Below are 14,646 nucleotides of genomic sequence, written 5' to 3'. Positions count from 1 at the left end.
GATTGCCACGCTGGACAAGACATTTCTTTTGCGATGAACTACGTACTATCATCATAATCTTTATTGCAATTTAGCACCATCCATCCACGGCACTTAGTCGGTCTTTTCATCGAATCCGATGTTGTCAGCCCACACTTTCAGGTATGCGCCAGCGCACCCTCGCTCTCCAGCAAGACGCACAGCTGACGGTACTGGTGCTGCTCGAGCATGGCCTGCAGCGGCGCCAGCAACGGTGCCGCTGCCGCCGGCAGGGCCGCCAGCAGCTGCGCCACCCTGGCCAGGTTCAATTCGCGCAGCGCCACCAGCAAGGCGGCGCGCTCTTCCCCGGCCAGCAGCAGCAAGTCTTGCGCCCGCAGTGCCGGCGGCGCTGCCGCCTGCGCCGGCATGGCGGGCGGCGCGGTTGCCTGCACTGGCGCCTGCGCCGCCTGCGCGGGTATGCTGAAACGGAAGGTGGCGCCCTGCCCCGGCGTGGATTCCAGCGTCAGTTCGCCTTTCATCAACTGCACGAATTCGCGCGAGATGGCCAGGCCCAGGCCCGTGCCATCCTTCGGTCCCGCACTGTCGGCCTGCACGAACGGCTCGAAGATGCGCTGCTGGTCTTCCAGGGCGATGCCGATGCCCGTGTCGCTGACGGCGAACGACAGGCGCCACGTGGCGTCATCCAGCAGCTCGCCGCGCACGCGCAAGGTGACCTCGCCGCTGCCGGCGAACTTGACGGCATTCGACATCAGGTTCAACAGCACCTGGCGCAAGCGCGTCGCATCGAGCAGCACCGCCGCCGGCAGGTCCGCGCAATCGAGGCGCAGGGTCAGCCCCTGCTGCTCGGCGCGCATGTCCAGCATATCCATCACTTCCTGCAACAGGGGCGCCAGCGCCACCACGGTCGCCTGCGCCTGCAGTCGCCCCGCCTCGCCCTTCGACAGTTCGAGGATTTCATTGATCAGGGTGAGCAAATGATTGCCGGAGCGGTGGATGATGGCCAGGTTGCGCTTTTCATCGTCCTGCATGTTGGGCGAGGCGGCCATCAGGCGCGAAAAGCCGATCACGGAATTCAAGGGCGTGCGCAGTTCATGGCTCATGTTCGCCAGGAAGGTGCTCTTGGCGCGGTTCGCCGCCTGCGCCTGGCTGACGGCCACCGACAGGGCGCTCGTGCGCTCGGCCACCAGTTCTTCCAGGTGGTGGCGGTGGCGCAGCAGTTCCAGTTCGGCCTCGCGGTGCGCCGTGATGTCGTAATTGGAGCCCACCATGCGCATGGGCTGGCCCCGCCCGTCGCGGAAGATCACGGCGTCGGCCTTGATGTAGCGGATGGCGCCGTCGGGCCACAGGATGCGGTACTCGTGCGTAAACGCCTGGCCGGCGCCCAGCGCGGCGCGCAGGGCCTGCTTGGCCGCCGGCACGTCGTCCGGCATCAGCGCCGCGCGCCAGATGACCGCCGGCGACATGCTGCTGGCCGCATCGGCCTTGAACTGCGCGTACATCTGTTCATCCCATTGCAAGGCGTCGCTGCTGACGTTCCAGTCCCAGATGCCGATGCTGGCCGCGCCGGTCGCCATCTGCACGCGCTCCTCGCTGCGCTGCAGGGCGCGGTAGCGGCTGTCGAGCAGCGCCACCATGTCGCGGATGGAGCGGTACAGGGTACGCAGCTCGCCCAGGAACCACGCTTTCGGCGGCGTGCCGAAGGCTTCGCCCTGCCCCGCCTTGACGCCGGCCGCGTACTGGCCGATCGCCTTCAACGGCTTGAGCATCAGACACCACAGGAGCAGCCAGATGCAGGCCACCAGGATCACGTCGAGGGCCACGATCATCGCACCGATGCCCAGCGCGCGCTGCCGCAGCTCCGCGTCCAGCAGGGCCGGCGTGGCATACACGGCAACGCTGCCGATGACTTGTCCGCCTGCCGTCACGGAGCGCCGCTGCACCAGCCAGCCCGGTTCGGCGGACAGCGCGGCGAGGCTCTCGATGGCGCCGTCCTCAGTACGGCGCAGGATCAGCGCCTCCTTGCCGATGCCCGGCGTGAGGGAGCTGGCCACCAGGTCGCGCTTGCCCAGCATGCTGCGCATGATGGCCTGCATCTGCTTTTCATCGAGGTTCCACAAGGGCAGTTCGATGGCCACGGCCAGCTGGTCCGCGCTGACGGCCAGGCTGCGATGCAGCTGCTGCCAGCGCTGCTCGCGTTCGGACTGGTAAAACAGCACGGCAAACACCAGCAGCAGCGCAGTGACGACACAGGTCAGCGCCACGCTGACGGCCAGCACGATGGATACGCTGCCCAGGCGCGCGCCTTCGGATGCGTGAAAAGTCATGCGCCTTCACCCTGCGGTTCGCTGGCCAGCTGCGCCAGCAAGGCGCACAGCGGCTGGTACTGATGCTGTTCCAGCATGGCGGCGATGTGCGCGGACAGCTGCGGCAGGCCGGTCGCCACGCCGGCCAGCACGATGGCGCTGCGCCGCAAATCGAGGGCTTGCACGGATTCGAGCAGCGCCTGCCGTTCGTCCGCGCCCAGCTGGCCCAGCGCCTGCTGCAGGTCAAAGGCGGGCGCCGGCACGCGCGGCGGCGCGGCGGCGGTGCGCTGAAAGCGCACGCCCAGTTGCTGCTCCAGCATGACGAACAGGTGTTCCTGTTCGATCGGTTTGCGCAGGAAGCCGTCGGCGCCGGCCGCCAGCGCCTCCTGCTTTTCTTCCTCGAAGGCGGAGGCGGTCATGATCACCAGGCGCGGCTGCACCAGCGCCGGCTGCGCGCGCAGCCAGCGCGTCAGCGCCAGACCATCCATGTCCGGCATGCGCCAGTCACTGAGCACCATGTCATAGCGCTGCGCCGCCAGCATGGCTTGCGCTTGCGCACCGCCCGCCGCTTCCTGCAGCTGGAAACCCAGCGGCGCCAGCAAGCCGGCCAGCAGCTTGCGGCAGTTGTCGTCATCGTCGACCAGCAGCACCATGCGCCCGCGCTGGCCCGGCGGCAGGCGCGCCACGCGGCCCGGCGCCAGCGCCGCGGTGGCCGGCTGCCGCAGCACCGGCGCGCGCAGGTCGAAATGGAATACGGAGCCGGCCCCCAAGGTGGAGTCGACGCGCAGCTCGCCGCCCATCAGGCGCACGAATTCGCGCGAAATGGTCAGCCCCAGTCCCGTGCCGGCCTGCGCCACGGCGCTGTCGGCCTGCACGAACGGTTCAAAGATGCGCTCCAGATCCGCTTGCGCGATGCCGCTGCCCGTATCGCGCACGGCAAACGCCAGCGCCATCTGCCCGCCTTCTGCCGTCTGGCACGCCAGCGACAGGGTCACGCTGCCCTGCTCGATGAACTTGAGCGCGTTCGACAGCAAATTGAGCAGCACCTGGCGCAGCTTGGCGCCATCGAGGCGCACCAGCGGCGGCACGCCGGAACGTTCGAGCTGCAGCGCGATGCCCTGGTCGCTCGAACGCATGCGCACCATCTCGAGCACCTCGTCGAGCAAGCCATTCAAGTCCACGGGCCCCGTTTGCAGCTGCATGCGGCCCGCTTCGATTTTCGACAATTCGAGGATGTCGTTGATCAAGGTCAGCAAATGATGGCCGGCGCGGTTGATGATGGCCAGGTTATGCTTTTCTTCCTCGAACATGCTGCTCGAATCGGCCATCATCTGCGAAAAACCGATCACGGAATTCAAGGGCGTGCGCAGTTCGTGGCTCATGTTGGCCAGGAAGACGCTTTTCGCGCGATTTGCCGATTCGGCCTCGGTGACGGCCACCGACAGGGCCGCCGTGCGCTGCTGCACCAGTTCTTCCAGGTGGTCGCGGTAGCCAAGCAATTCCTGCTCGCTGTGCTTGCGCTCGGAAATGTCGACGATGCCGCTGCGCACCAGGCGCCGCCCTTCCATGGGCAATTTGACCAGCCGCACCTCGCAGGGAAAAACGCTGCCGTCGGCACGCCGCACATTGCGCTCCACCAGGACAGGCTCGCCCAGCATGGCGCGGCGCAGATGCTCTTCCATCATCAGCCCCAGCGGCAAGCCATCGGGCTGCTTGCCGGCATACAGGTCGAACGGCCCGCGTGCCAGCAGCGCTGCGCGCGACAGGCCCAGCATGCGCTGCGCGCTGCTGTTGGCGTCGACGAAGCGGTCCAGATCCAGGTCGTACACCAGGATGGCTTCCGGCGCATGCTCGACCAGGATGCGGAAGCGCTGCTCGCTCTCACGCGCATCGCTCTCGGCGCGCCGCAGGCGCCGCCGCTGCAGCAGCAAGGCGCTCAGCAAGCCGGCCATCACGATAAAGACGCCGCCCACCAGCAGCACGGCAAGGCGGTGCTCGTGCCACAGTTGCGGCGGCCGGTTGAGGAACAGCGTGTGCGGCGGCAGGCGGCTGATGTCGGCATCCCAGCGCTGCAGTTGTTCCCAGTCGTACATGGGCACCGGGCGGGCCGGCGGCAGCAAGGTGCCCGGCACGGCGGGCGCCTTGCCATCCAACACGGCCAGCGACATCTGCGCCACCTGCTGCGCGGCCTGTTCGATGTGCAGGATGGAGCCACCCAGGATGCCCTTGCCGACCGTCGCGTTGTACATGCCAAAGGTGGGCACATTCGCCAGGCGCGCCAGCTGCACGGAAAACGGCACGGGCGTGGCGATGATGCCGGCCACGTCGCGGTTGACAGTGCCCGCCACCAGCACGCTATCGGCGGGCAGGCGCGCCACCGCCGCGCGCATCTGCGCCAGGGTCAGGTCATCGAGGTAGCGCATGGCCACCTTGCCCTGCCACGCCAGCGCCGCCTGCTGCATGCTGCGCTTCAATGCCTGGTCGGCCTCGCTGGTGCCGACGGCCATGACGATGGTCTTGGTGTCAGGGAACAGCGCCATGGCCTGCGCCAGCGTGCCGGGAAAATCGACATTCGCCTTTTGCTGCCAGATGGATGCCGGGCTGCCCGCCGGTAAGGCCCTGCCCGAGGTGTTAATCGCCAGCACGGGCACGCCGCGCGCCAGCGGCGCCAGGTCCGACAGCAAAAAATCGAGCGCGGGCTGCTGCATGGCGATGATCAGGTCGGCCTTGCGCCCCATCATCTGGGTGTATCTCAAAAGCAACAAATCACGCATCTCGTTGCGCAGCGCCGGGTCGCCCTGGGTATTCAGGTTCAGGTGCTCGACCATGATGTCTTCGCTGGCCAGGCCCGCGGCGGCCATGGCGGCCACATAGGTGCGCGTGTACGATTCCACGCCGGCGCGGCCATAGTCGTAGGCGTTGAGGAACAGCACGCGCTGGCCCTGGTGCGGCGGTGCGACGGTGGGCGCTGCTGCCGGCAGGGCGGCGCAGGGGGCGGCGACACAGAACGCCAGCAGCAATGCGCGGCAGCAGCGGCGCACCGCTGCCCTGCCCTGCCCACCGCCCGGCACATCACGCATCATTCGCCATGCCCATGCTCACTCCCGCCTGTCACCATGTTTCACCCATGCGCTGGCTGATCAGCCACCGACACTTACAAAAACATGATAACGTCAACTGCAGGGACAAGTCCATTCCTTAGGGCAATCTTTTGACAATCCGCCCGCTCGTTACGCCGCAGTGCCGCTAATACCGAACAATTCCAGCTTCAGCCCTTTTATGCCGGACGGCACATAAATCGCAATCGCCTGGGCCTTGATCATGCTGTCATAAATACTGCCCTTGTTCTCGATCGAAAAGTAATACGTATTGGGCCGCACCGGCACTTCAGCAGGAACCTGGGCCATATGACGCAACTCGGCACCCGGAAGTGCCCGGCCCAGTAACAGGTCGATATTGTCCGGAGATGAAATCTTGAACTGCAACGGCACCGTGGCGACCAGTTCCAGCGCCGGCATATCGGCGTTTACCGCAAGACACAGTTCGGTCTGACGGTCAATCCGCTTGGCGTCGAGCAAGCCGTGATAGTGGGTGTTTTGTTGCGCGTCGTTGGACAGCGCAATCGGGAAGTAACGCGACAGGAGCACCGTATCGATCAGGTCGCGAATGATGCCATCGAGCTTGCCGAAACCGGGCGCCGCGTCATCGTGAGAATAAGCCGGCAGGTCGCTCAACGTGTATTTTTTCGAAAACGTCATCAAGCCACCGGCCAATGCCATCAATTTTTCAAATAAATACACGGGATGGTGGCGCCGGTAACTGGCGCAATGACTGAGCGTGGCGCTGGCCGTGCTCAAGGTATTGAGCATCCAGAACGAGGAAACATCGCCGCCATGAAATTCCACCGTATGGTTACCGGGCTGGCGGTGGCGGCTGTACAGCGCTTCAATTTTCGCGCCCATGCGGTCGATCAGCGACTCGAGCATTTTCTGCAGCGAAGACTCGGCGCTGATGGTCAGGCCGGGTGGAATGAAGGAAGTATCGACTTCGAAGCCGCCGTTGCCGGCGCGGTACAGACGAATCACCGGGATGGCAAGGTAATCATTCAGGGGCTCCAGTTGCGACAGCAGGTACACGCGCTTCTTCAAATAAGCCACCTCGATGCTGACTGCCTCGCTGTACAGATCCGGGGTCTCGACATCCGCCTGGACATAGCGCGCGCCTGCGGAGTTCACATTGCCGCCATGTGCCTGCAGCGCCGGTAGCGCGGCATAAAAAGTAAAGCTATGTTCGCTGGCAGGCAGCTTGGACAGGTCAACGGCACTGGGCAAGACATCGCCAAGCGGCGCCTCAAACAGCTCTCCATCCTGAAAGACGAGCGACATGGCGTCCGCCCGCAGGCTATTGTTGGCCAGTGCATCCGCATTCCAGCTGACGCCATGCAAGCCCCATAAATGGGGATTAATCAACGAGGCCAGTCGTTGCAGGCGCGCTTCATGGTAGCGGTCCAGCTGCTGGAATTGCTGGGGACCGATGGCCAGGCCTTCGGACCAAAGTAATTTGGATGGCAGTGTCATTGCGTTCTCCATGGTGACCGTTGGAATCTTGCTGCCTTGCCAGTCTGATGTTGTTAGCTTGAAAGCCCTTGATGTTGCGCAGCACCCTGTTCAATTATTTGCGCAAACGCAATTTGCCTTTAAGAAAACGCTCGGATACTGGCCATTCCGCCGCAAAGACACAGGAAAAGAGATGGAGGATTTGCTGCCGTATTTCGAGCGCGAGCTGGTGATGCTGCGGCGACATTGCCGTGAGTTTGCCGAACGTTATCCGAGAGTCGCCGGAAAACTGCACATGTCCGGCGAGTCTTGCGAAGATCCGCACGTCGAACACCTGATCGAATCGGTGGCCATGCTGGCGGCACGCATCTCGAAGCGTCTCGATGACGACTATCCGCAATTTACCGAAGCCTTGTTCGAAGCCCTGTTCCCGCATTATCTGCGGCCCTTTCCATCATGCACGATCGTGCACCAGCCCGCCCCGGCGGCCGGAGCGGGCAGATTGCACCTGCCGGCCGGCAGTGAAATGGACGCAACGCCCGTGCGCGGCGTGCGCTGTCGCTTCAAGACGGTCTACGACCTGACGACAGGCGCATCGGCACTCGACAGCGCTGCATTCGATGCCATGATCAAGGCGCCGCCAGGCGTACGCCTGCCTGCATCAGCGACTTCCTCGCTGAACATCGGCATCAGGCATCTCGACGCGGCGCCCGCATCGCTGCGCGTTTTCATCGATGGCGAAGCGTCTTTTTCCGCCGCATTGCGCGATGCCTTGTTCATGCAGACAGTCTGCGCTTTCGTGTCGATCGACGCGCTGCAATGGATGGCCTTGCCCGCCGTGCCTGTGACGCCCGTTGGCTTCGCCGACACGGATGCCTTGCTACCTTTCGGTGCGCGTTCGCAGCCGGCCTACCGCGTGCTGAGCGAGTATTTTGCGTATCCGGAAAAATTCAATTTCTTTGACCTCGATATGGCGGCGCTGAGTGCGGCCCTGCCGCCTGCTTGCCGGCGCTTTACCCTGCATCTGTGCATGGCCGGTTTGCGGCCCGATTCCGCCGCGGCGCGCATGTTGTCCAGCATTTCCAGCGACAACCTGAAGCTGGGCTGCAGTCCGGCGGTCAACCTCTTCCGCCAGGAAGGCGTGCCGATCACCGTCACCCGGCAGAAAACCGACTACTCCGTGCTGGCCCATGCTACCCATGCGCATGGCTATGAAGTCGTCTCCGTCGATGCGGTGCGTTTGTTGCGCCAACGGGGAGGCGAAAGCACGCTGAGCGAATTTCGCCCGCTGTACAGCCTGCGCCATGGCGAAGGCACGGCGCAACAGGGCCATTACTGGGTCATGCGCCACGATACGGCTTTGGCCATCAAAAGCCCTGGTCACGAAAAGAAAATCACGCTGGTCGATGGCGACTTCAATCCCTTGATCCATGAAAAGGCCAGCCTGTCATTGTCGCTGACGTGCAGCAACCGCGACCTGCCGCTGTCGCTCAAATACGGCCAGCCGCAGGGAGACTTGCAACCGTGCGGCGGCGGACCGGCGCTGCACATGCTGCGACGCCCCAGCCCGCCGCGACGCTTTTCGCCGGGCGCGGGCCTGCACTGGCGCCTCATTTCGCACCTGGCGCTGAATCATCACGCGCTGGTCCAGGAGGGCCTGCCGGCGCTGCGCGAAATGCTCACGCTGTATGACCTGTCTCAATCGGCAAGCTCGCAACGCCAGATCGGCGGCATCGCCGCGCTGGCGCACTCGCCGACCACGACATGGCTGCGGCACAAGCGCGGCACCTCGCTGGCGCATGGCGTGGAGGTGCGCATCACGCTGGACGAGGAAGCGTTCGTCGGCAGCGGCATGCACTTGTTTGTACAAGTGATCGATCACTTCCTTGGGCTGTATGTGCAAATCAACAGTTTCATCGAACTGGTGGTGCTGTCACTGCAAAGCGGAGAGGAGCTGATCCGATGCAAACCGAGAAGCGGACTGCAGAATCTGGTGTGATGCACCACTTGCTGGCCGAGCCATACCGCTACCAGTTCATCCAGGCGGTGCGTATTTTGCTGTGCTGGCTACGTCAGCAGAACGTATCCCATGTGCAAGCCTTCAGCCAGGTATTGCGCTTCAAGAACAGCCTGTCGTTGAGTTTCCCCGCCAGTGAAATCGAACAGCTCTCGCTCGACGAGAATGAACAACTGACCCTGATACCGACGTTCATGCGTTTTCTGGGCGTCGGCGGCACCTTGCCCTTGCATCACTCGGAACGCATCGCCGCCTACCGCTTGTCGAGCAAGGATGCCGGCGTCTCGGCCTTCCTCGATATCTTTTCGCACCGCATGGTCGCGCTGTATTACCAGGCGTGGGAAAAGTATCGGCTGGAATCGACGCTGCAGACCCAGGCAACCGATGCACAATTGCCTTTGCTGCTGGCACTGGGCGGCGTGCGGCGCACCGCGCTGCCGTCGAGGGCCGAACCGGATGCCGTGACGCAGGACGTCGCGGCCTGGTACGCGGGTCTGCTGCGCTGCCGTCCCGTCTCCGCGCAAGCGATCGGCCCCGTGCTGGCCGAGTACTGCGGCGTACCCGTCACCTTGCAACCATTTGTCGGTGGCTGGGACTATCTGGAAAAAAACCGGCGCAGTCTGCTAGGCAGTGTCAATTTTACGCTGGCGCGCGGCGCAACGCTGGGCCTGCGGCTGTGGCGCCAGGACATGCGCGTCTGCCTGCATATCGGACCGCTGGATGCCGCCAGCCTGCAACGCTTCCTGCCGCGCAGCGCAGGCGCGGCGGCGCTGGCAAAGATGCTGGCGCTGTTTGGCGTGCCGGACTTGCAATATGAAGTGCGGCTGATATTGAGTCCGCCATGCATTACCCCCCTGATCCTGAGCGCCAATCCATCAGAAAGAAGGCGCCTTGGCTGGACGACGTTCTTGCAGACCGCACAAGGCAAGGCAGGCGGCGCCGAAGTGCGTTATCTGCTGCAACTGGCTTGAGCAGTCATCCCTGGAAAGCGAGGCAAACATGAAACATGCAGGACGCGGCGTCATCCGGCTCGGCGATGCAACCGATCACGGCGGCAAGGTCACCAGCGCATCATCCGGCAGCACCGTGATGGGAAAGACGGCGGCGCTGGCCGATGACACCACCTTCTGCCCCAAGTGCAAGGGCAGCTTTCCCATCACGCCGGACGGCGCCGGCGCAAAACACATGGGCAAGCCGTACGCCTATGACGGCGATGCCACTGCCTGCGGCGCCCACCTGATCACATCGCTATAACGGAGGCAGGCCATGCATGCAAGCATCCAGGCGGCACTGTCGGCCTTCGACCTCGCCGCGCAAGAGCAGCGCCTGCTGAAAATCGCGTTCCCCCATGCAGATGGGCCAGCCGGCGCCATCCTGCTGGTCAATTCGCTCACTGCCAGGGAAGAAGTATCGCGCGACTTCCGTTTCGAGGCCGAATTGCTGTCCGATGACGCCCACATCGCGCTCAAGGCCATGATGGGCCGCATGGTGAGCATTTCCATGCTGCGCGACGATGGCACGCTGCGCTACTTTAACGGCTATGTGGGCGAGTTTTGCCTGCTGCGCGCCGATGGCGGCTTTGCGTGGTACCGCATGGTGCTGCAACCCTGGCTGGCCTTTGCCCGGCTGCGCCAGGACAACGTCTCCTTTCATGGCCAAAGCGTGATGCAGCTGACCGAAACAACGTTTGCGCACTACGGGCAGCGCGACTGGAAAACCAGCATCCATGGCGACGACCCACAGCTCACCTGCGCCAATCAGCACAATGAAACCGACTACAACCACCTGCACCGGCGCTGGGAGGCGTTAGGCTGGCATTACTGGTACGAGCACCGCGCCGATGGCCATACGCTGTGGCTCGCGGACAACAGCACCCTGGCGGACATGATCGCCACGGTATCGGGCGACGGCGCCATGCGTTTCCACTCCGAGTCGGGTTCCATGGAAGACGATGGCCTGCAACAGTGGCAAGCCGTGCGCCGGATCGGCTCCGGGCAGCTGACCTTGGCCAGTTTCGACTATAAAAATCCGCAGCCCCGCCTGGCCAGCGGCTACTCCCTGAACCGCCAGGGTGATGTATTTGCCCATGAACTGTATGAAAACACGGGCGCCTATGGCTATCAGAATGTCGATGAGGGGGAAGCGCTGGCACAACGCCGCATGGAAGAAAGCGACCATCTGCGCCAGTATTTCGAGGCAGCCGGCAATCATCGTGGCGCACAGCCCGGCCTTTGCTTCCGGCTCGATGGCCATTTCAGCGCCGAGGAAAAACGCTACCAGCCTGGCCAGGAGCGCCCTGACAGTATCGCCGAACGCGAATACCTGATCCTGTCAGTGGTGCATGGCGCCAGCAATAATTATCAGGTTGGCCCCAGCGCACCTTCCCACTATGTCAACAGTATGGTGTGCGTGCGCCGCGACATCCGTTGGCGGCCGGGCCGTGGCTACAACAGCACGCCATGCATCGTTGCCGGCGTGCAGACGGCGCTGGTGGTCGGGCCGGCCGGGGAGGAAATCCATACAGATGCGCTGGGACGCATCCGCCTGCAATTTCACTGGGACCGCCTGGGTACATTCGATGAACGCAGCTCGCCATGGATAAGAGTCATGATGCCGATGGCGGGGCCGCAAATGGGGCACATCGCCTTGCCCCGTGTGGGCCAGGAAGTCGTCGTGCAATTCCAGGACGGCAATATCGACCACCCCATCGTCATCGGCGTGGTCTACAACAGCGCCAATCCGCCGCCATGGCAATTGCCGCAGCAGCGTGCCCTGTCCGGCTTGCGCAGCCGCGAACTGGGCGCCCGCAGCGCCAACCATCTCGTGCTCGACGACACCAAGGGCGCGATCCAGGCACAGCTGCGCAGCGAGCACCAGGATAGCCGGCTTTCGTTGGGCAACATCACCCGCATCGACGACAACGCCGGACGCAAGGAAGCGCGCGGCGTCGGCTTTGAACTGGCCAGCAACGCCTGGGGCGCCCTGCGCGCAGCCAAAGGCATGCTGATCACCACCGAAACATCAACGGGAACGGGGTCAGTCAAACAGCTCGACGAAACACAGGCCCGCCTGGCGCAGGCACGCCAACTGCAGCAAGGCTTGGCCGGCATGGCCGTCGACGCGGGTGCGCAAGACAGCGCCGCACAACAGGGCGCCGTGGCCGAGTCCATCCAGCGGCAAAACGCCGCCATCAAGGGGAGCGCTGGCGATTTCCCGGAGCTGTCCGAAGCGCATCTGCTGCTGGCCAGCCCGGCCGGCATCGAGCTGAGCACGGCCCAATCCATCCACCTGGCCGCCAGCGAGCACGTGGCGCTCAGCAGCAGCAAGCATATTTCACTCGCCAGCGGCGACAGCATGTTTGCCAGCATCGCCAAATCCTTCAGCCTGTTCGTGCACAAGGCAGGCATGAAGCTGATCGCCGCCAGCGGCAAGGTGTCCATCGAAGCGCACAGCGACGAGGTGGAAATCCTCGCCCAAAAAGTGCTGTCGCTGATCAGCGAAGCGGACTGGGTCAACATCAAGGGCAAGAAAGGTATCCGCCTGCACGGCGCCAACCACATGCTGGAAATCAGCGACAAGGTGCAGTTCTTCACTTCATCCCCCGTGCTCTTCAACGGCAACCTGGAAACCCTGGCGCCGAAGAGCGTGTCGCAGGAATTTAATGAACGGCCAGTAGCGCGTTTTGATCAGGCCGTTCGACTGCTGGAAGTGGACGGAAAACCTGCACCCGATATCGCCTTTGAACTCATACGTGACGACGGCAACATTATTAGCGAAAAAAGCGGCGCTGACGGACTGACGCCACTACAAAAAGGAGATGGCATGGACAGCTATACGATACGTTACAAGGGAGAACTGCCATGAGTGATGATAACGACTTGAATGAACACGGCAATCACCAAGGTGATTTTCGACAGACTGTCGGTGGGTGGGCTGAATACACCGTTCATATGACGGAAATAGAAGATACGATTCGTCATGACGTCACGATTCCACCCAGAAAAATCATACCGATTATATTTTTACCCGGCGTTATGGGTAGCAATTTAAGAATGACAAAACAACGTCAAGACGATCTGAAGCGACCGGATAACAGATCATGGAGACCAGATGACATGGTCGACAAATCTGGTAATTTGGCGGTTGCAACCGGTAGTGGTTTAGGTGGTTGGTTTAGGGGAGCATCCCCCAGAGATCGACAATTGGTCTTTGATCCAAATGAAACTGAAGTTGAGTACTATCAATATTCTATCGAAAATGAGCGCTTCTTCCCTGGTGGAGACGTAACCAAAGGATCTGACGCCCGTCATAACAACGTCCCTGACGATTTTCTTGGTGTTCCTCCATTGATTTCTGTTAGTTCTAAAAAAAATTCTCAGGTAGATGCAATTCAGAAACCTGGTGTAGCGGGGAAATTCATTCCCCGTGAAATACGTGAAACGCCAGCACATATTGCACGGTGGCGTGGATGGAGTGAAGTTCTTTTCGCCGGCGCGTATGGCGAAATGCTTCAAAAAACAGAATTTTTCATGAACAATATAACAAAAAAAGGGCAAGTTTTACCTCACTGGAAAATTGACCCGTCCGATCAATCCACTGGCAGATATTCATATGGGCAACAAGCCTATCCGTCTGTGGCCAAGCTTCTTATAAAAGATCCAAAAGAATTTGGTGGCTCCTCCGGAATACCAATTAACAATTCTGACATGGTCAAGATTTCCCCATGCTGGTATCCGGTCCATGCATTGGGATACAACTTTTTACAGAGCAATGCCATTACCGCTATTATTATATCCAAACGCATACGCGGCATAGTAATAGGCTATCAGAAATGCGGCTTCAAATGCAGTGAGGTCATTCTCGTCACACATAGCATGGGAGGTCTGCTCGCCCGAGCCTTAATGCATCCTAGATATGGAAATATGCTTAATGATAAAAGTGTAAAAATACTTGGAATATATCATAATGTGATGCCTACCTTAGGGGCTGCCAGTGCATACAAACGCATGCGTTTCGGCTTTAAGGAAAAGAGTGGCCCAATTAATACTCTCGAAGCCAAAATTTTTGGCATTGATGGTCAACACGCCACCGCAATTCTCGCAAATACACCTGCACCATTAGAAATGTTGCCAAGCATTGCATATGGTCAAGAATGGATCAAGGTTGTTGATGCAACAGATAAATTACTTTGGAGCTGGCCACGAGGTAAGGATAGTGCGCTAGAAAGTATCTACTTACAACCTGCGAATGCTTGGTGGAGGATGATAAATCCTTCCTGGGTGAACCCTGCAAATATTCCGCCAAAAAAAGGGGGCGGCATCAACAATGTCATGCGACGATTGAAAGATGCATCAGAATTATTAAAAGAAATAGAACAAATATTTCATCCAAATACATATGCAAGCTATTGTGCCTCAAAAGAATTCTTAAGCTATGGAGAAATCACTTTCAAAGTTACCGAGGGTTTGGAAATTAAAAATTCATCCGACTCGGAAAAAATTATACCATCACCAAATAAGTGGCAGCTATTGACTGACGATGCAAAAGGCAACCTTACTGTACAAGCAGGAACACGTGTTTTGAAACTAAAATTACAACCACCAAATTCTACTGGCGATGAAACTGTCCCATCGGATCGCTCAGCAAAACACATACCTGGGGAAAAATTTTCCCATGGCGCCAAATCTGAAAATGGATATGAACATCAAAATAGCTACTCTCATCCACATGTCCTGGCATCTATGCTCTATTCAATTGTGCAAATTGCCAAAAAAGCAGAATGGGAATGAAC

The 14,646-nt window shown here is 60.7% G+C and carries 8 protein-coding genes; 5 read left to right on the top strand and 3 right to left on the bottom strand.

What is annotated here, in order from left to right; translation table 11 throughout:
• Positions 1 to 137 precede the first annotated feature (137 nt).
• The 3 genes from ACP7DW_RS16055 to tssK form a co-directional block, all read right to left on the bottom strand.
• On the bottom strand, positions 138 to 2,303 hold the full coding sequence (locus ACP7DW_RS16055) for a sensor histidine kinase (RefSeq protein WP_426055249.1): 2,166 nt from the start codon (positions 2,301 to 2,303) through the stop codon (positions 138 to 140).
• A complete protein-coding gene (locus ACP7DW_RS16050; RefSeq protein WP_426055250.1) occupies positions 2,300 to 5,365 on the bottom strand; it encodes a response regulator in 3,066 nt (1,021 codons plus the stop codon). Before ACP7DW_RS16050 ends, ACP7DW_RS16055 begins: the two co-directional genes overlap by 4 nt.
• 147 nt (positions 5,366 to 5,512) lie before the next feature.
• Entirely contained in the window at positions 5,513 to 6,859 is a 1,347-nt protein-coding gene (gene tssK, locus ACP7DW_RS16045; RefSeq protein ID WP_426085220.1) for a type VI secretion system baseplate subunit TssK, read from the bottom strand.
• A 172-nt stretch (positions 6,860 to 7,031) separates the two neighbouring features.
• On the opposite strand from tssK, the gene tssF reads away from it, so the two are divergent.
• The 5 genes from tssF to ACP7DW_RS16020 are packed head-to-tail and all read left to right on the top strand — an operon-like array spanning position 7,032 to position 14,644.
• Positions 7,032 to 8,837, top strand: coding sequence for a type VI secretion system baseplate subunit TssF (gene tssF / locus ACP7DW_RS16040; RefSeq protein ID WP_426055252.1), 1,806 nt, complete (start codon positions 7,032 to 7,034; stop codon positions 8,835 to 8,837).
• The gene (tssG, locus tag ACP7DW_RS16035; RefSeq protein WP_426055507.1) at positions 8,837 to 9,826 is read left to right on the top strand and encodes a type VI secretion system baseplate subunit TssG; all 990 of its coding nucleotides are present in this window, start codon (positions 8,837 to 8,839) and stop codon (positions 9,824 to 9,826) included. Before tssF ends, tssG begins: the two co-directional genes overlap by 1 nt.
• Positions 9,827 to 9,854: 28 nt before the next feature.
• Positions 9,855 to 10,109, top strand: coding sequence for a PAAR domain-containing protein (locus tag ACP7DW_RS16030; RefSeq protein ID WP_092605755.1), 255 nt, complete (start codon positions 9,855 to 9,857; stop codon positions 10,107 to 10,109).
• Positions 10,110 to 10,121: 12 nt separating this feature from the next.
• The gene (locus ACP7DW_RS16025) at positions 10,122 to 12,719 is read left to right on the top strand and encodes a type VI secretion system Vgr family protein (protein ID WP_426055253.1); all 2,598 of its coding nucleotides are present in this window, start codon (positions 10,122 to 10,124) and stop codon (positions 12,717 to 12,719) included.
• Positions 12,716 to 14,644, top strand: a complete 1,929-nt coding sequence (locus tag ACP7DW_RS16020) for an esterase/lipase family protein (RefSeq protein WP_426055254.1) — start codon at positions 12,716 to 12,718, stop codon at positions 14,642 to 14,644. Before ACP7DW_RS16025 ends, ACP7DW_RS16020 begins: the two co-directional genes overlap by 4 nt.
• Positions 14,645 to 14,646 lie beyond the last annotated feature (2 nt).

Origin of the sequence: Janthinobacterium sp. PSRC1-1 (assembly GCF_049897525.1) — a bacterium.
Classification (GTDB): Bacteria; Pseudomonadota; Gammaproteobacteria; order Burkholderiales; family Burkholderiaceae_D; genus Janthinobacterium; species Janthinobacterium tructae.
Note: the sequence above shows the minus strand (reverse complement) of the source record. Positions and strands in the feature narration are given on the sequence as shown.

Bases quoted from the DNA above. Each gene is read 5' to 3' on its own strand.
- ACP7DW_RS16055 (WP_426055249.1), bottom strand. From the start codon at position 2,303: ATGACTTTTCACGCATCCGAAGGCGCGCGCCTGGGCAGCGTATCCATC.
- ACP7DW_RS16050 (WP_426055250.1), bottom strand. From the start codon at position 5,365: ATGATGCGTGATGTGCCGGGCGGTGGGCAGGGCAGGGCAGCGGTGCGC.
- tssK (WP_426085220.1), bottom strand. From the start codon at position 6,859: ATGACACTGCCATCCAAATTACTTTGGTCCGAAGGCCTGGCCATCGGT.
- tssF (WP_426055252.1), top strand. From the start codon at position 7,032: ATGGAGGATTTGCTGCCGTATTTCGAGCGCGAGCTGGTGATGCTGCGG.
- tssG (WP_426055507.1), top strand. From the start codon at position 8,837: ATGCACCACTTGCTGGCCGAGCCATACCGCTACCAGTTCATCCAGGCG.
- ACP7DW_RS16030 (WP_092605755.1), top strand. From the start codon at position 9,855: ATGAAACATGCAGGACGCGGCGTCATCCGGCTCGGCGATGCAACCGAT.
- ACP7DW_RS16025 (WP_426055253.1), top strand. From the start codon at position 10,122: ATGCATGCAAGCATCCAGGCGGCACTGTCGGCCTTCGACCTCGCCGCG.
- ACP7DW_RS16020 (WP_426055254.1), top strand. From the start codon at position 12,716: ATGAGTGATGATAACGACTTGAATGAACACGGCAATCACCAAGGTGAT.